This window comes from Microbacterium lemovicicum (assembly GCF_003991875.1).
GTDB lineage: Bacteria > Actinomycetota > Actinomycetes > Actinomycetales > Microbacteriaceae > Microbacterium > Microbacterium lemovicicum.
The window spans coordinates 752,204-768,612 of the sequence record NZ_CP031423.1 but is presented as its reverse complement, the minus strand read 5'-3'; the positions used below and the strand labels follow the sequence as shown (position 1 = coordinate 768,612).

The window sequence follows — 16,409 nt, the reverse complement described above, 5'->3', positions numbered from 1 at the left end:
CAGGAGGCGGGTCGATGAGGATCCTTGTGGTCTGTGGAGCGGGAGCGTCCAGTACGTTCGTCGCTCAGCGTGTGCGGCGTGCCGCGCACGAACGGGGTCTGCCGTACAGCGCCTCCGCCGGCACCGAGCTCTCTCTTCCGATCGATCTCGATTCCGCGGACGTGGTCCTCGTCGGACCGCACCTGTCGCATGCGCTCCCCCGCATCGAACGGGATGCCGCGGCCCGGGGAACCACGGTGGTGCTCCTGCCGCCCGACATCTTCACGGATCTGGACGGGTCGAGGACGCTGAGCCTCGTCCGCGACGCGGTCGCGGGCGGACAGCTCGCCGCCGGATCCTGACCCACCACTGCAACGACGAGAGGACACGGACATGCCCCAGCTCACCCGCACCGTGCGGATCGGCTCCGCCCATGGGCTGCACGCCCGCCCGGCGAAGATGTTCGCGCAGGCCGCGAAGGATTCCGGCATCCCCGTCACCGTCGCGAAGGATGCGGGTGCGCCGATCAACGCCGCCAGCATCCTCGGGGTCATCGCCCTCGGTGTCGAGCAGGGCGACTACGTCACCCTGACTGCCGACGGAGACGACGCGGAGACGGTGCTCGACAGGCTTGCCGAGCTCCTCACCACCGACCACGACGCAGCGTGAGATCACGCGAGAAGGAGGACGGACGATGGCAGAGCTGAGAGGCGTGGGCATCGGACTGGGCGTGGCCCAGGGACCGGTCGCCCGGATGGCGGAGCCGCTGCCGGCTCCGAGCGACGCACCGAGCACCGCGACGCCCGACGAGGAGACGGCCCGCGTGACGGACGCCGTCGCCGCCGTCGCGCGCGAGCTCGAGGCCCGCGGAGCACAGGCGGGCGGCGCGGCGCAGGACGTCCTGGAGGCGCAGGCGATGATGGCGGAGGACCCGAGCCTCGCCGACGAGATCGCCGCGCGCATCGCGCAGGGCCGCACCGCCGAATGGGCGGTGTTCGACGCGTTCGCGACGTTCCGCGACACCCTCACCGCCATGGGCGGCTACCTGGGCGAGCGCGCCGCCGACCTCGACGACGTCGCCCAGCGCGTGATCGCGCGGCTGCGGGGCGTCGCCGCCCCCGGCGTGCCCGACCCGGGGCATCCGTTCGTCCTGGTCGCGAAAGACCTCGCGCCGGCCGACACCGCCCTCCTCGACCTCGACAAGGTGCTGGCCCTCATCACCACCGAGGGTGGACCGACGTCGCACACGGCGATCCTCGCCCGCGAGAAGTCGATCGTCGCCGTGGTGGGTGCGGTGGAGGCCAAGGGCCTCCTCGACGGACAGACCGTGATCGTGGATGCCGCGAAGGGCGTCGTCACGGTCGAGCCGAGCGCCGACGAGCTCAGCCAGGCCGCGAACCGCGCCGCCGACCGCGCGTCGGCGGCGACCGCGCCGATCACCGACGGCGCCCTGGCCGACGGCACCGCCGTCCCCCTGCTCGCCAACCTGGGCAAGCCCGAGGGCGCCGCCGAGGCCGTGGCCCTGGGAGCGGAGGGCGTGGGCCTGTTCCGCACCGAGTTCCTGTTCCTCAGCGCCAACCAGGCACCCACGGTCGAGCAGCAGCGGGAGTCGTACACGCAGCTTCTCGCGGCCTTCCCCGGCAAGAAGGTCGTCGTGCGCGTGCTGGACGCCGGCGCCGACAAGCCGCTCGCCTTCCTCAATGACGCGCACGAGGAGAACCCCGCGCTGGGGCTCCGCGGCATCCGCGCCCTGCGCGCCAGCGAGGACATCCTCCGCGAACAGCTCACCGCGTTGGCGCAGGCGGATGCGGCGACCGCGGCCGATCTGTGGGTGATGGCGCCGATGGTGGCCACGGTGGAGGAGACGACGTACTTCACCGCCCTGGCCCGCGACTACGGCATCAAGACCGCCGGCGTCATGGTCGAGGTGCCGTCCTCCGCGCTCCTGGCCGATCGCGTGCTGAAGCACGCCGACTTCGCCTCGATCGGAACGAACGACCTCACCCAGTACACCCTGGCCGCCGACCGCCTCCTGGGCTCCGTCGCCGGCTTCCAGGACCCGTGGCATCCCGCCGTCCTCCGACTCATCCGTGAGGTGGGCGCCGCGGGGCGCGCGCTCGGCAAGCCGGTCGGGATCTGCGGCGAGGCCGCCGCAGATCCTCTGCTGGCCGTCGTGCTCGTCGGCCTCGGTGCAACATCCCTGTCCATGGCGCCCACCGCTCTCGCCGACGTGCGGGCCACTCTTCTGCAGCACACCCTCGACGATGCCCGAGTCATCGCCGAGGCCGCCCTCTCCGCGGACGACGCGGCGGGGGCACGGTCGGCGGCGCAAGCCGCTGCCGCCCACGAGAACCCTCCCGCTGAGGGAGACACCCCGGAATCGAAGGAGACACAGCAATGACGACGGCGTCAGCCACGAAGAAGCCCGGGGGCGCGCGCGTCGCGGTCCAGCGCTTCGGCACATTCCTCTCGGGCATGATCATGCCCAACATCGCGGCGTTCATCGCCTGGGGCTTCATCACGATGCTCTTCATCCCGGCCGGCTTCTTCGGTGCCAACAGCCCCTTCGGCTGGCACTGGGCACCCGTGGCCGAGATCATCGGCGGTGGCGGCGACCCGGCCGTCATCGGCTGGAACGGCGCCATGACGCAGCTCGCTGCCGGTGACGTCAGCGCCTACGTGGGCCTCGTCGGCCCGATGGTCACCTACCTCCTGCCGCTCCTCATCGCCAACACCGCCGGCCGCATGGTCTACGGCGAGCGCGGTGGGGTCGTCGCGACCATCGCCGTGATGGGCGTCATCGTCGGCACCGACATCCCGATGTTCCTCGGCGCGATGATCATGGGCCCGATCGCGGCCTACGCCACCAAGCAGATGGACCGCATCTGGGACGGCAAGATCAAGCCCGGCTTCGAGATGCTGGTGAACAACTTCTCCGCCGGCATCCTCGGCATGATCCTGGCCATCATCGGCTTCTTCGTGTTCGGACCGATCATGCTCGGCATCTCCACGGTGCTCGGCGCCGCGGTGGCCTGGCTCGTCTCGCTCGGCCTGCTCCCGCTGCTGTCGATCATCGTCGAGCCCGCGAAGGTGCTGTTCCTCAACAACGCCATCAACCACGGTGTCTTCACCCCGCTCGGCATCGAGCAGGCCGCCGACACCGGCAAGTCGATCCTGTTCCTCATCGAGGCCAACCCCGGCCCCGGTCTGGGTCTGCTGCTGGCGTTCACGTTCTTCGGAGTCGGCGCCGCGAAGGCATCCGCCCCCGGCGCGATCGTGATCCAGTTCTTCGGCGGCATCCACGAGATCTACTTCCCGTACGCGCTGGCCAAGCCCATGACCATCCTCGCGCTCATCGCGGGCGGTGCGACCGGTGTCGCCACCAACGCGCTGCTCGGCGGAGGTCTGGCCTTCCCCGCGGCTCCCGGCAGCATCATCGCCGTGAGCGCCGCCGGCATCGGACCCGGCGTGGGCAACCTCGTCGTCGTCTACCTGTCGGTGGTCCTCGCCGCGGCGGTCAGCTTCCTGGTGGCCGCTGTCATCCTGAGGGCCTCGCGCAAGCGCGATCTGCTCGCCGAGGGCGACTCGTTCGGTGCCGCGATCGCGCAGACCGAGGCGAACAAGGGCAAGGCGTCTGTGGCCATGGACGCGCTCCGCTCCTCTCGCGGACGGGACGACGCCGCCGAGCGCGACGCGGACTCGGCGCTCGACAAGCTCGAGACGCAGGCCGCGTCCGGCGGTCGTGAAGACGGCGGTCTGCTGACCACCAAGCAGGTGCGCAGCATCGTCTTCGCGTGCGACGCGGGCATGGGCTCGTCAGCGATGGGCGCGAGCGTCCTGCGCAACAAGATGAAGAAGGCGGGCATCGAGGGCGTCACGGTCGTCAACCAGGCGATCGCGAACCTCGACGGCAGCGCCGACCTCATCATCACGCAGAACCAGCTCACCGATCGGGCACGTCAGAAGTCCCCTGAGGCCATCCATGTCTCGGTGGACAACTTCATGAATTCCCCGAAGTACGAAGAGGTCGTGGACCTGGTCCGCGACCAGCACCAGGATGGTGCATAGAAGATGACATCGCTGCGGGGCCGGGCGGCGAGACGCCCCCGGCCCCGCAGTCATCTCCGTGAGAAGCGGATGCCGCGGCATCCACCCAATGAAAGGCGACACCATGGCACGTGATGTCCTGAGCCTCGGCCAGGTCCGGATCCACTCGGGCGGAGCTTCCCGCGAAGAGGCGATGAAGGAGGCCGCCGACATCCTCGAGTCCGTCGGCGCCGTCACCAGCGCGTACTTCGACGCGATGCAGCAGCGCGAGGTGACCGTCTCGACCTACATGGGCAACGAGCTCGCCATCCCCCACGGCACCAACGAGACGAAGGCCGCGATCCTCGAGTCCGCCCTGTCGGTCGTCCGCTACGACGGCGGCGTGGACTGGGGCGGCGAGCCCGTCACCTTCGTCGTCGGCATCGCCGGCAAGGGCGACGAGCACCTCGAGATCCTGTCGCAGATCGCGATCCTGTTCTCCGACGAGGACGAGGTCGCCAAGCTGAAGCAGGCGCAGACGCCGGAAGAGCTGTTCGCGCTGGTGTCGGCCGCGGGCGTCTGATGAAGGCGGTCCACTTCGGCGCCGGCAACATCGGCCGCGGCTTCGTCGGCCTGCTGCTGCACGAGGGCGGCTACGAGCTGGTCTTCTCGGACGTCGCCGCGCCGCTCGTCGACGCGATCAACGCGGCCTCCGAGTACACCGTCCACGCGGTCGGCGAGGGCGGCGGCGACACCGTCGTGACCGGCTTCCGCGCCGTCAACAGCGCGGAGGAGCCCGGAAAGGTCGTCGACGAGATCTCGACAGCCGACATCGTCACGACCGCCGTCGGCCCGACGATCCTCAAGTTCGTCGCGCCGCACATCGTGGCGGCGCTCGCGCTGCGCGACCTGCAGTCGCGGCCGCTGCAGGTGATGGCGTGCGAGAACGCCATCAACGCCACCGACATCCTGCGCGACGCGATCGTCGAGCTCGCCGGCGACGACTGGCCGGAGCTGTCCGGCCGGGCGGTCTTCGCCAACACCGCAGTCGACCGCATCGTGCCGGGGCAGCCCGAGGGCGGCGGCGTTGACGTCACCGTCGAGCCGTTCTACGAGTGGGCGATCGAGCGCCCGCCCTTCGGCGACGACCCGCCGTCGATCCCCGGCGCGCACTTCGTCGACGACCTCGAGCCCTACATCGAGCGGAAGCTCTTCACCGTCAACACCGGGCACGCCACGACGGCGTACTTCGGCGCGCTCGCGGGGGTCGAGAAGATCTCGGATGCCCTCGCCGAGCCGACGATCGCCGCCCAGGTCGAGGCTGTGCTCGAGGAGACGTCGGCCCTGCTCGTGGCCAAGCACGAGCTCGACCCCGTCACCCAGGCCGAGTACCGGGCGACGATCCTGCGCCGCTTCGCGAACCCGCTTCTGCCCGACACCGTCTGGCGGGTGGGGCGCCAGCCGCTGCGCAAGCTGTCGCGGCACGAGCGCTTCGTCGGTCCCGCCGCCGAGGCCGCCGAGCGCGGACTGGACACCGCCGCGCTGGTCGGAGCGATGGGCGCCGCGCTCGCGTTCGATGACGACGAGGACGCGCAGTCGGTCGATCTGCAGCGGCAGATCCGCGAACAGGATGCCGCGACCTTCACCGCCGCCGTCACGGGGCTGGAGCCGCAGCATCCGCTCTTCTCGCAGGTGGAGGCCGTCGTCGCGGCGCGACAGGCCGAGCTGGCGTGACGACGGAGGGGGCGGCGGAGCCGCGCGGTCGCCGGCGCGGTCGGCGGGTGCTGATCTGGATCGGATCTGTTCTCGTCGGGCTGATCGTACTGGTGATCGTCGCCCTCCTCCTCTACGCCAACATCGGCGTCATGGGCGCCGAGCCCGGCCCGCTGCAAGCGGTGCGCGACGACCCGGCGATTGTGCTGGACGATTCGGGCGACTCGATCGTCATGACCCCCGCGTCCGGCGGTGGTGACGAGGGGCTGGTGTTCATCCCCGGTGCGAAGGTCGACCCGCTCGCCTACGCCGCGAAGCTGTCCGGACTCGTCGCCGACGACGGCCTCACCGTCGTCATCACCCGCCCGACGCTGAATCTCGCGTTCTTCGACCTGCGGCCGCTCTCGGCGTTCACCGACGCCGCGCCCGGTGTCGAGCGCTGGATGGTGGGCGGCCACTCGCTCGGGGGTGTGCGGGCGTGCCAGCTCGCCGGCGACGCCGACGGGCTGGTGCTGTTCGGCAGCTACTGCGCGAACGACCTGTCCGGCACCGACCTGCCGGTGCTCAGCATCGGCGGCAGCGACGACGGGCTGTCGACGCCGGAGAAGATCGCGGATGCCCGGGGCGCGCTGCCCGCCGACGCCCAGCTCGTCCAGATCGACGGCGCCTCGCACGCGTCGTTCGGGGACTACGGCCCGCAGACCGGCGACGGCACCCCCACGATCGACGACGCCGCCATGACCGCGCGGCTGACGGAGCTGGTCGGCACCTTCGCCGCCTCCCTCTCCCCCGCCGGCTGACCGCGCCGCCCTCTCCCGCCGGCTGACCGCGCCGCGTCGCCGGCCGGCTGACCGCGCCGCGTCGCCGGGCTCGACCACACCGGCTGCCCGCCGGCTGACCGCGCCGCGTCGCCGGGCTCGACCACGGCGCCCTCCCCCGCTCGACCACACCGGCCTCCCGCGGGCTAACCACACCGCCCTTTTCTGGCTCGACCACGGCGCCCTCACCGGCTCGACCACACCGGCCCCCGCGGGGTGACCACACCGCCCTTCGCCGGCTTCACCACACCGGCCCCCCTCTCGCGCTCCGCGCGCTAGCCGGACGCTGGATCTAACTCCACGGATTGGCGCCGACACGCGGTGACGGGCAGGTCGCGGACGCGTCAGCCAGCCGATTCCGTGGAGTTGCACCGGCTCCGCCGCTGAAGCCGGTGTCGCCCTCGAGGCTCCGCCGCCGATGCCGTCATCCCCTGCTGACTCCTCCGGCCGCACGGGCTGACTCTGGAATCCTCCCCCGCTCGTCCTGGTCGGCCGGTGTCCACGGATCGGAGCAGGCCCAAGGTGGCGGTGGGGCTGTGTCTGCTTGCCTACGGGGATGACAGCCGCCGGCCCGACCGCCGTCGACCTGTTGTCGGCGGAGTATCTGCCGCCGTCCGCCCTCGCTCGGGCCGGCGTGAAGCGACAGACGCGTGCCGCGCTCGTCGCGGACGGATCACTGCTCCGTCTGCGACGCGGACGCTACGTGCGTGCCGGAACACACGCCTCGCTTGTGGAGGCAGGCCGGCTCGGCGGCAGGCTCGACTGCGTCTCGCTGCTCGCAGAGCTCGGCGTCTTCGTCCGCACGCGTCACCATCTGCACCTGCAGTTCGAGCCTGGGACGACGCGACTTCCTCTGCGCCCGGGCACGACACGAGCCCACTGGCGTTCCACACACGTGCGCCGCGAGGCGATGTGCGCAGACCTCGTCGAAGCCCTCGCGCAGGCATGTCGATGCCAGACGCCGCGCGACGCCATCGCGACCTTGGACAGCGCCTGGCACCTCGGGTTGGTGGATGAGAACGGAGTCGAGAGTGTCTTCGCGCGTCTCCCGCGGAGATTCCGCGCCCTTCGTCCGCTGCTGGACCCACGGAGCGAAGCCGGGCCGGAGACCCTCGTCCGACTTCTTCTTCGCTCGCTGGGCTGCCAGGTCGCCATCCAGGTCACGCTGCGCGGCGTCGGACGCGTCGACCTCGTGGTGGACGGGTGGCTCATCGTCGAGTGCGACAGCCTGGCGTTCCACGAAGGCTGGGCTGCGCAGAAGCGCGACAGGCGCCGCGACCTCGTCGCCGCCGGACTCGGCTACACGACGATCCGGCTCCTGGCGGAAGACATCATGTACCGCCCCGACGAGCTGCGCGCGATGCTGCAGGCCGTCCTCTCGCACAGCCGCTGAGCCGGCGGGTCTGCGGGAACTCCACGGAATTGCGCATGATGCCGGGCGCAACGACGCCTGCGGGCCGTAAACCGGCGCGACCCGTGGAGTTTCGCACCTCCGGGCCCGCCGCGAGACGGGCCGTAAACCAGCGCGACCCGTGGAGTTGCGCGCCTCCGGGGCCCGCCGCCAGACGGGCACTGCCCCGCCCAACGAACGGGCGGATCCCCCACCCAACGAACGGGCCGATCCCCAACCCAACGAGCGGGACGAACGGGTGGCCCGTCCAGCCGGTCAGCGGTCGAAGCCGTCGGCGATCAGCTCGATGAGCTCCTCGCGCTCCTCGACGGGCAGGAAGGCGCCTGCGGCGGCGTTCAGCTGGAACGCCTCGAGGTCGGCCAGGTCGTACTCGAAGGTCTCGACCAGCAGCGCGAGCTCGCGCGTCAGCGACGTGCGGCTCATGGTGCGGTTGTCCACGTTCACCGTGACCGCGAAACCCAGCTGATACAGCAGGTCGAACGGGTGGTCGCCGAGCTCCGTGCCCCAGCGCTCGATGGCCCCGGTCTGCAGGTTCGACGACGGCGACAGCTCGAGCGGGATCTCCCGGTCGCGCACCCAGCGAGCCAGGTCGCCGAACTGCACGAGCACCTCTTCGCCGGCGCGCGAGACGACCTCGAGGTCCTCCGCGATCCGCACGCCGTGGCCCAGGCGCAGCGCGCGGCCGTCGACCAGCGCCGAGCGGATGGAGTCGAGCCCGGCGGCCTCGCCGGCGTGCACGGTCGTCGGGAAGAACTCCGATGCGAGGTACTCGAATGCGTCGCGGAGCCGCGACGGCGGGAAGCCGTCCTCGGGACCGGCGATGTCGAAGCCGACGGCGCCGCGCCCACGGAAGGCGACAGCGAGCTTCGCGATCTCGAGCGACCGGTCGGTGTGGCGCATCGCGGTGATCAGCTGACCGACGCGGATGTCGCGGCCTGCCCGCTCCGCAGCATCCTCTCCCTCCTCGATCCCGTCCTGGACCGCCTCGACGGCCTCCTCCAGCGACAGACCGCCGCCGACATGCTGCTCGGGGGCCCAGCGCACCTCGCCGTAGATCACGCCGTCCTCGGCGAGGTCCTCGACGAACTCGCGCGCGACGCGCGTGAGGCCTTCGCGGGTCTGCATGACGGCCGTGGTCAGGTCGAACGTCTTCAGGTACTCGACGAGCGAACCGGAGTCGCTCTGCTCGCCGATCCACGTGCCGAGGCCGTCGGCGTCGGCCACGGGGAGGTCGAGGCCGACGGCATCGCCGAGCTCGACGATGGTCGCCGGCCGCAGCGCCCCGTCGAGGTGGTCGTGCAGCGAGATCTTGGGCAGGCGGCGGATCGACACGCCCTCGACGAGGGCATCGCCGTTCTGGTCGATGGGCATCGTGGTGCTCCCGGGGTAGAGGTGGGTTGGGTCAGGCGGTGATGCGCTCGAGGACGAGCGGGGCGGCGGCGGGCGGGGTGTCGCCGATCTCCCACGCGCCCTCCAGGGCGTCGAGGGCACGCTCGAAGCGCGTGTCGTCATGCCCGAGCAGGGTGAAGAGCGGCTGGCCCGCGCGCACGGCGTCGCCCGGCTTGACCAGCAGGTCTATGCCCGCGGCGTGCAGCACGGCATCCTCCGCGCGCGCACGTCCGGCGCCGAGGCGCCACGCGGCGATGCCGAAGGGCAGTGCCTCCATGCGCGAGACGAAGCCGTCGGCAGATGCCGCGACCACATGCGTCTCGCGGGGCTGAGGCAGTGCGGCATCCGGATCGCCGTCCTGCGCGCGGATCATCCGGCGCCACGCGTCCATCGCCCGTCCGTCGGCCAGAGCGGCCTCGACGTCGGCATCGGGCTGCCCGGCGAGCGCGAGCATCTCGCGCGCCAGCGCGAGAGTGAGCTCGACCACGTCGGTGGGGCCGCCGCCGGCGAGCACCTCGACCGACTCGCGGACCTCGTTCGCGTTGCCGATCGCCAGGCCCAGCGGCGTGTTCATGTCGGTGAGCAGCGCGGTGGTGGCCACGCCCGAGTCGGTGCCGAGCGCGACCATGGTGCGGGCGAGCTCGCGCGCACGGTCGACGTCGCGCATGAAGGCGCCGGAGCCGAACTTCACGTCGAGCACGAGCGCGTCGGTGCCCTCGGCGATCTTCTTCGACATGATGCTCGACGCGATCAGCGGGATCGCCTCGACCGTGCCCGTCACGTCCCGGAGCGCATAGAGCTTCTTGTCGGCGGGGGCGAGCCCGGAGCCCGCGGCGCAGATGACCGCGCCGACGTCGCGCAGCTGGGCGGTCATCTCGTCGTTGGACAGCGCCGCGCGCCAGCCGGGGATCGCCTCGAGCTTGTCGAGCGTGCCACCGGTGTGGCCGAGGCCGCGGCCCGACAGCTGGGGCACGGCGACGCCGAAGGATGCCACGAGCGGAGCCAGCGGAAGGGTGATCTTGTCGCCCACCCCGCCGGTGGAGTGCTTGTCGACCGTGCGCTTCCCCAGGCCGGCGAAGCTCATGCGCTCCCCCGAGGCGATCATCGCGTCGGTCATCACGCGGATCTCGTCGCGCTCCATGCCGTTGAGGAGCACGGCCATCGCGAAGGAGGCCATCTGCGAGTCGGCGACGTAGCCGCGCGTGTACGCATCGACCATCCACCGCAGCGCGTCTTCGGGCACGGCTCCGCCGTCGCGCTTCGCGCGGATGACGTCGACGGCGTCGAACGCTTCGACCCCGGAGCTCACCGCGCGGCGTCCTCGAGGTCGCGCGGGCCGAAGGCGTCGGGCAGCACCTCGTCGATGGTGCGGATCCCCGACACGGTCTCGAGCAGCATCCCGGGCAGCGCGAACTCGTTGAGCAGCTGACGGCAGCGTCCGCACGGCATGATCGTCTGTCCGTCGTTGTTGACGCAGACGAACGCGACGAGCTGCCCGCCGCCCGACATGTGCAGGTCTCCGACGAGGGCGCACTCGGCGCAGAGGCCGACGCCGTACGAGGCGTTCTCGACGTTGCATCCGGAGACGATGCGTCCGTCGCTCACGAGGGCTGCGGCGCCGACCCGGTAGCGCGAATACGGCGCGTACGCCCGCTCCATCGCGTCGGTGGCCACGGCACGGAGTTCATCCCAGTCGATGTCGGTCACTGTCATCCCTTGATGTATGGCTGGCCGTCGGCGGCAGGAGCGCGGGAGCGTCCGACGACACCGGCGACGACGAAGATGGTCACGAGGTACGGGAGCATGAGCATGAACTCGCTCGGCACCGGCGAGCCGATGACGCTGAGGGTGCTCTGAAGGCTGGAGGCGAAGCCGAACAGCAGCGCCGCCAGGGTCGCTCGGATGGGGTCCCACTGCCCGAAGATCACCGCGGCCAGCGCGATGAAGCCTGCTCCCGCGGTCATCTCCTTGTTGAAAGCGATGCCGTTGCCGATGGTGAACACGGTGCCGCCGAGCCCCGCGATCGCCCCCGCCAGCAGGACGTTCCAGAAGCGCGTCGCGTTGACGTTGATGCCGACCGTGTCGGCGGCCTGCGGATGCTCGCCGACGGCCCGCAGACGCAGACCCCAACGGGTGCGGAACATGGCGAACCACACCACTGCGACGGCGATGTACATCAGATACACGATGATCGTCTGGCGGAAGAGAACCGGACCGAGGATGGGAATCTCGCTGAGCAGCGGGATCGGGAGTCGGTCGAACCGCGGCGGGGTGTTCAAGGTCGCCTGATTGGGCTGAAGCACCTGCGAGTAAAGGAAGCTCGTGAGACCCGCGACGAGCACGTTCAGCACGACGCCGACGATCACCTGGTCGACGAGGTACTTGATGGCGAACGCCGCCAGCACCGCGGCGACCAGGACGCCCGCGATCATCGCGGCCACCATGCCCAGGAGGGGCTGCCCGGTGATGGTCGACACGACCGCGGCGCTGAAGGCGCCGGCCAGCAGCTGACCCTCGATCGCGATGTTCACCACACCTGCGCGCTCACCGATCACTCCAGCCAGTGCGCCGTATATGAGCGGGATGGCCAGGGCCACCGCACCGGCGAGCAGGCCGGCGACCGGGATGGCAGCTCCGGCGATGGCCCACGTCAGGAACCCGAAGACGGCGACGAGGATGTAGACGATGATGAGCCACAGCGGGGTGCGCAAGCGACGCTGCACCAGGGCGAAGGCCACTCCGGTGAGCACCAGCAGGAGCAGTCCGGCGACCCAGGCCGCCGGCCCGACGGGTACCGACAGCGACGGCAGCTGAATCGCGTCGGCGTCGGTGGACAGGCGGAATGTCGAGACCCCGTCGCGCGCGGCAGCGCTGATGAGGAGCACGTAGAGAGCGGTGAACACCACGAGGGAGATCGGCGCTTTCCAGCTGCGGATCGATGCCTGCTCGGGCGCCCGTGTGAGCAGTCCCGCGGTACCGGCGGTCGTCATCACTTCACCACCGTTCTTGCCTCGGCCTGCAGCTGCTTGGCGCGGGCCTTGCGCTGACGCTTCTGGTCGCGCTCGGGCGACGGCAGCCCGAAGATCGTGCGCACCAGCGGCGGCGCGGCGATGAACAGCACGATCAGCGCCTGGACGACCGCGACGATCTCGATCGGGATCTGCTCGGCCGCCTGCATGGCGAACCCGCCGGCCTTGAAGGCACCGAAGAGGATGCCGGCGGCGAAGGTGCCCCACGGGGTGGAACGACCCAGGAGCGCGACGGTGATCGCATCGAATCCGATGCCGGCGTCAATGTCGGACGAGAAGCCGGTCGTGATCGTGCCCAGCACCTGGTTCACCCCGGCCAGGCCGATGAGCGCGCCGGCGATGAGCATGCCGTAGATGTACATGTTCTTGACGTTGATGCCGGCGACCCGTGCGGCGTTGGGGTTCTCACCCACGGCGCGGAATTTGAACCCGAGGCTCGAACGGCTCAGGATCCACCACACCAGCACCGTGGCCAGGATCACGAGGACGAAGCCGAAATGCAGGTTGTACTGCGGGCCGAGAAGGTCCGGAAGCACCGCGGTCTCCTTCATCGGGGGCGTCTTCGGGTTGCTCGAGCCGGGTGCCTGCAGCAGCCCGGGGGTGCGGAGCATGAAGGACAGCAGGTAGAAGGCGACGTAGTTGAGCATGATCGTCACGATGACCTCGTGCGCGCCTGTCCACGCCTTCAGCGCTCCCGCGATTCCTGCCCAGATCGCACCGGCGGCGAGGCCGGCCAGGAGGGCGACAGCGAGATGGATGCCGAACGGAAGGTCCAGCGAGAACGCCACCCACCCTGCGGCAGCCGAGGCCATGAGCATCTGCCCGCGGCCGCCGATGTTGAACATGCCGATGCGGAAGGCGAGCGAGACCCCGAGACCCGCGGCGATCAAGGGTGTCGCGAATGTGAGCGTCTCGGTGAGGGGACGGATTCCGCGCTCGAAGGTCGGCGCCCCGAAGTTGTAGATCGACCCCTGGAAGAGTGCGATGTAGGCGCCGGACACGGCGTTCCAGACCGCGGAGATGGTGTCGAACGGTCGGGCGAAGAAGTAGCCGGATGCCGTCTGCACGTCCTCGTCGGTGAAGGCGATCATGACTCCGCCGACCAGAAGGGCGAGCACCACCGCGAGCACCGAGATGATCGCATTGCCCTGGGTGATCCGCAGGAACGTGTCGTGCCACTTCGAGGGCGGGGGCGGCTCGGCCGGGAGCTGGGCGGATGGGCCGATGAGCGCCCCACCCGTGAGGTTCTCGCTCATGCGGCGACTCCTTCGGAGGGCACTTCGCCGGCCATCATCAGCCCCAGGACGCCACGCGGTGTGTCGCCCGGCACTATGCCGACGATCCGACCTCGATACATGACGATGATGCGATCGGCCAGCGAGGTCACCTCGTCCAGTTCGGTCGAGACGACGATGACCGGTATGCCGGCATCCCGCGTCTCCACGATGCGCTTGTGGATGAATTCGATCGAGCCGACATCCACCCCCCGGGTGGGCTGCGCGGCCACGAGAAGGGAGAGATCGCGGCTCAGCTCGCGCGCCAGCACGACCTTCTGCTGGTTGCCGCCGGAGAGGGTGCCGACGGGGGTGTCGATGCCACGCCCGCGGACGTCGAACTCGCGGAACTTCTCCTCGGCGAACTCGGCGATGTACCCGAGGCGCAGACCGCCTCCGCGCACGAACGGCGGTCCGTCGGTGCGGTCGAGCACGAGGTTCTCGGCGATCGTCATACCGCCCACGAGCCCGTCCTCTTTGCGGTCCTCCGGGACGAAGCCCACGCCTGCGTCGAGGATGCCGCGGACGCTGGAGCCCACCAGCTCGGTGCCGTTCAGAGTGATCGACCCGGTCACCCGCTGCTCGAGGCCGACGAGCGCCTGCGTCAGCTCGGTCTGCCCGTTTCCCTGTACGCCGGCGATGGCGATGATCTCGCCTGCGCGCACGTCGAAGCTGACGCCGCTGACGAGAACCTGGTTCTTCGCGTCGATGACCGTGAGATCGTCCACCACGAGCGCGCGGTCGCCGAGGGTCGGGGCGTCCTTGTGCACCGTCAGCTCGACCGCGCGGCCGACCATCAGCTCGGCCAGTTCGGCGTTCGTGGCATCGGGCGAGGCCTCGCCGATCACCTTGCCGAGGCGGATGACGGTGATCCGGTCCGCGACCTCGCGCACCTCGCGCAGCTTGTGCGTGATGAAGACGATCGAGGTGCCGGCCTCCTTGAGCTGACGCATGATCAGCATCAGCTCGTCGGTCTCCTGCGGCGTGAGCACGGCGGTCGGCTCGTCGAAGACGAGCACGCGGGCGTCGCGGGAGAGTGCCTTGATGATCTCGACGCGCTGCTGCACGCCGACCGGGAGATCCTCCACGAGGGCATCGGGATCGACGTCGAACCCGAACCGGTCGGAGATCTCCCGCACGCGGGCGCGGGCGGACTCGACGTCGAGGCGGCCTCCCGCCTTGGTGGACTCGTGACCGAGCATGACGTTCTCGGCCACTGTGAACACGGGGATGAGCATGAAGTGCTGGTGCACCATGCCGATGCCGGCGCGCATGGCGTCGCCGGGTCCTTGGAAGTTCTGCACCTCATCGTCGAGGAGGATGAATCCTTCGTCTGCGCGGTACAGGCCGTACAGGACGTTCATCAGAGTCGACTTGCCCGCGCCGTTCTCACCCAACAGGCAGTGGATCTCGCCGGGCTGGACCACCAGGTCGATGTGGTCGTTGGCGATGAGGGTGCCGAACCGCTTGGTGATGCCGCGGAGTTCGAGCTTCATAGTCCTCGATCCTAGTGAGCGGTGTCGTCGGGGATGCCAGGGCAGAAGAAGGGGGAGGCCGGTCGCCCGACCTCCCCTTTGCCCTGCGGTGCTACTGGTTCAGGTACGACGTGACGGGGATGGACCCGTCGATGATGCCGGCGCTGATGGTGTCCAGCTCACCCTGGAGGTCGGGCGAGATCTTCGACTCGAAGTCGTGGAACGGCGCCAGGCCGACACCGTCGTTCTCCAGCGTGCCGACGAACGGGGTGTTGTCGAACTCTCCCTGGCCGGCGGCGTTGACGGCGTCCTCGACGCCCACGTCGATGCCCTTGCGGACCGAGGTCAGCAACAGGTCGGCGACGCTGGGGTCGGTCTCGTAGACGTCGGCGTCCACGCCGATGAGGGCGATGTCGCGGCCGGAGGCGCGGATCACCGAGGCTGCGCTCTGGTAGATCGGTCCGCCGACGGGCAGGAGCACGTCCACGCCCTGGTCGACGAGGCCCTGAGCCGCGTTGATGGCGTCCTGGTTGGCGGTGAACGCACCGGTGAACAGGCCGTCCGTGCCGTCCCAGCCGAGCACCTGGATGGTGTCGCTCTTCTGCGCGTTCCAGTACTCGACGCCCTGCTTGAAGCCGTCCATGAAGATCGAGACGGTCGGGAAGTTCTGACCGCCGAACGTGCCGACCTTCTTGTCCTTGTCAGCCGAGTAGGACGCCGCGGCGTAGCCGGCGAGGAACGCGGCCTGCGAGGTGTCGAACACGATGGGCTTGATGTTCTCGGCGTCGGTCTTGCCGTCGAAGTCGTTGTCCACCACGTCGTCGATGGAAACGTACTCGATGTCGGGGTTGGCCGTGGCCGACTCCCCCGCCGCCGAGGCGAGCGCGAAGCCGACGGTAATGATCAGCGTGCAGTTCTGGTCGACGAGACTCGTCAGGTTGGGGGCGAAGTCCGCCTCGGAGTCGGACTGCACCTGTTTGTATTCGACGCCCAGGGCGTCGGATGCCGCGACCATGCCCTCGAAGCCGAGCTGGTTGAACGACTTGTCGTCGAAGCCACCCGCGTCGGAGACCATGCAGGGCTTGAAGCCGTCGACGGCTCCTCCGCCTGCAGCCTCGGACGACGTCGGGGTGGCGGCGGGCGCGGAACCGCAGCCTGCGAGGGCGACGACGACGCTGACGGCGGCCAGGCCGGCGAACACGCTCTTTCGGGTCGAAATGGTCACTGTGCCTCCACGTGCAGATGCCCGCGGACCTCGCGGGCGAATGGTGCCGAGATTACCCACTGTGACCTCG

15 protein-coding genes are annotated in these 16,409 nt (G+C 70.0%); 8 read left to right on the top strand and 7 right to left on the bottom strand.

Annotation, left to right across the window (positions count from 1 at the left end; translation table 11 throughout):
* The first annotated feature begins 14 nt into the window (after positions 1 to 14).
* From CVS47_RS03535 to CVS47_RS03500, 8 genes are all read left to right on the top strand, one after another.
* The gene (locus CVS47_RS03535; protein ID WP_127094849.1) at positions 15 to 341 is read left to right on the top strand and encodes a PTS sugar transporter subunit IIB; all 327 of its coding nucleotides are present in this window, start codon (positions 15 to 17) and stop codon (positions 339 to 341) included.
* 31 nt (positions 342 to 372) lie between these two features.
* Entirely contained in the window at positions 373 to 648 is a 276-nt protein-coding gene (locus CVS47_RS03530) for an HPr family phosphocarrier protein (RefSeq protein WP_127094848.1), read from the top strand.
* 25 nt (positions 649 to 673) lie between these two features.
* Complete coding sequence (gene ptsP / locus CVS47_RS03525) at positions 674 to 2,380, top strand: phosphoenolpyruvate--protein phosphotransferase (RefSeq protein WP_127094847.1); 1,707 nt, start codon at positions 674 to 676, stop codon at positions 2,378 to 2,380.
* Complete coding sequence (locus CVS47_RS03520; RefSeq protein ID WP_127094846.1) at positions 2,377 to 4,047, top strand: PTS mannitol transporter subunit IIBC; 1,671 nt, start codon at positions 2,377 to 2,379, stop codon at positions 4,045 to 4,047. The genes ptsP and CVS47_RS03520 overlap by 4 nt, the downstream gene beginning before the upstream one ends.
* A gap of 103 nt (positions 4,048 to 4,150) precedes the next feature.
* A complete protein-coding gene (locus tag CVS47_RS03515; protein WP_127094845.1) occupies positions 4,151 to 4,588 on the top strand; it encodes a PTS mannitol transporter subunit IIA in 438 nt (145 codons plus the stop codon).
* On the top strand, positions 4,588 to 5,739 hold the full coding sequence (locus tag CVS47_RS03510) for a mannitol-1-phosphate 5-dehydrogenase (protein ID WP_127094844.1): 1,152 nt from the start codon (positions 4,588 to 4,590) through the stop codon (positions 5,737 to 5,739). Before CVS47_RS03515 ends, CVS47_RS03510 begins: the two co-directional genes overlap by 1 nt.
* Positions 5,740 to 5,786: 47 nt before the next feature.
* A complete protein-coding gene (locus CVS47_RS03505) occupies positions 5,787 to 6,518 on the top strand; it encodes an alpha/beta hydrolase (RefSeq protein WP_241240263.1) in 732 nt (243 codons plus the stop codon).
* A gap of 574 nt (positions 6,519 to 7,092) precedes the next feature.
* Positions 7,093 to 7,929, top strand: a complete 837-nt coding sequence (locus tag CVS47_RS03500) for an endonuclease domain-containing protein (protein WP_241240262.1) — start codon at positions 7,093 to 7,095, stop codon at positions 7,927 to 7,929.
* A 273-nt stretch (positions 7,930 to 8,202) separates the two neighbouring features.
* Here the strand turns inward: CVS47_RS03500 and CVS47_RS03495 are convergent, their stop codons facing one another.
* The 7 genes from CVS47_RS03495 to CVS47_RS03465 form a co-directional block, all read right to left on the bottom strand.
* Positions 8,203 to 9,318, bottom strand: a complete 1,116-nt coding sequence (locus CVS47_RS03495) for an adenosine deaminase (RefSeq protein WP_127094843.1) — start codon at positions 9,316 to 9,318, stop codon at positions 8,203 to 8,205.
* A gap of 31 nt (positions 9,319 to 9,349) precedes the next feature.
* A complete protein-coding gene (locus CVS47_RS03490; protein ID WP_127094842.1) occupies positions 9,350 to 10,645 on the bottom strand; it encodes a thymidine phosphorylase in 1,296 nt (431 codons plus the stop codon).
* Positions 10,642 to 11,043: a cytidine deaminase gene (locus CVS47_RS03485; RefSeq protein ID WP_127094841.1), complete on the bottom strand. Its 402-nt coding sequence runs from the start codon at positions 11,041 to 11,043 to the stop codon at positions 10,642 to 10,644. Before CVS47_RS03485 ends, CVS47_RS03490 begins: the two co-directional genes overlap by 4 nt.
* 2 nt (positions 11,044 to 11,045) lie before the next feature.
* Positions 11,046 to 12,326: an ABC transporter permease gene (locus tag CVS47_RS03480; protein ID WP_127097173.1), complete on the bottom strand. Its 1,281-nt coding sequence runs from the start codon at positions 12,324 to 12,326 to the stop codon at positions 11,046 to 11,048.
* A complete protein-coding gene (locus CVS47_RS03475) occupies positions 12,326 to 13,621 on the bottom strand; it encodes an ABC transporter permease (protein WP_127094840.1) in 1,296 nt (431 codons plus the stop codon). The genes CVS47_RS03480 and CVS47_RS03475 overlap by 1 nt, the downstream gene beginning before the upstream one ends.
* Positions 13,618 to 15,135, bottom strand: a complete 1,518-nt coding sequence (locus CVS47_RS03470; RefSeq protein WP_127094839.1) for an ABC transporter ATP-binding protein — start codon at positions 15,133 to 15,135, stop codon at positions 13,618 to 13,620. The genes CVS47_RS03475 and CVS47_RS03470 overlap by 4 nt, the downstream gene beginning before the upstream one ends.
* Before the next feature lie 91 nt (positions 15,136 to 15,226).
* Positions 15,227 to 16,339 (bottom strand): BMP family lipoprotein, encoded by a 1,113-nt coding sequence (locus CVS47_RS03465; protein ID WP_206502738.1) that lies wholly within the window; start codon positions 16,337 to 16,339, stop codon positions 15,227 to 15,229.
* Between the last annotated feature and the right edge of the window lie 70 nt (positions 16,340 to 16,409).

Coding starts and splice junctions, on each gene's coding strand:
- CVS47_RS03535 (WP_127094849.1), top strand. CDS start 15: ATGAGGATCCTTGTGGTCTGTGGAGCGGGAGCGTCCAGTACGTTCGTC.
- CVS47_RS03530 (WP_127094848.1), top strand. CDS start 373: ATGCCCCAGCTCACCCGCACCGTGCGGATCGGCTCCGCCCATGGGCTG.
- ptsP (WP_127094847.1), top strand. CDS start 674: ATGGCAGAGCTGAGAGGCGTGGGCATCGGACTGGGCGTGGCCCAGGGA.
- CVS47_RS03520 (WP_127094846.1), top strand. CDS start 2,377: ATGACGACGGCGTCAGCCACGAAGAAGCCCGGGGGCGCGCGCGTCGCG.
- CVS47_RS03515 (WP_127094845.1), top strand. CDS start 4,151: ATGGCACGTGATGTCCTGAGCCTCGGCCAGGTCCGGATCCACTCGGGC.
- CVS47_RS03510 (WP_127094844.1), top strand. CDS start 4,588: ATGAAGGCGGTCCACTTCGGCGCCGGCAACATCGGCCGCGGCTTCGTC.
- CVS47_RS03500 (WP_241240262.1), top strand. CDS start 7,093: ATGACAGCCGCCGGCCCGACCGCCGTCGACCTGTTGTCGGCGGAGTAT.
- CVS47_RS03495 (WP_127094843.1), bottom strand. CDS start 9,318: ATGCCCATCGACCAGAACGGCGATGCCCTCGTCGAGGGCGTGTCGATC.
- CVS47_RS03480 (WP_127097173.1), bottom strand. CDS start 12,326: ATGACGACCGCCGGTACCGCGGGACTGCTCACACGGGCGCCCGAGCAG.
- CVS47_RS03475 (WP_127094840.1), bottom strand. CDS start 13,621: ATGAGCGAGAACCTCACGGGTGGGGCGCTCATCGGCCCATCCGCCCAG.
- CVS47_RS03470 (WP_127094839.1), bottom strand. CDS start 15,135: ATGAAGCTCGAACTCCGCGGCATCACCAAGCGGTTCGGCACCCTCATC.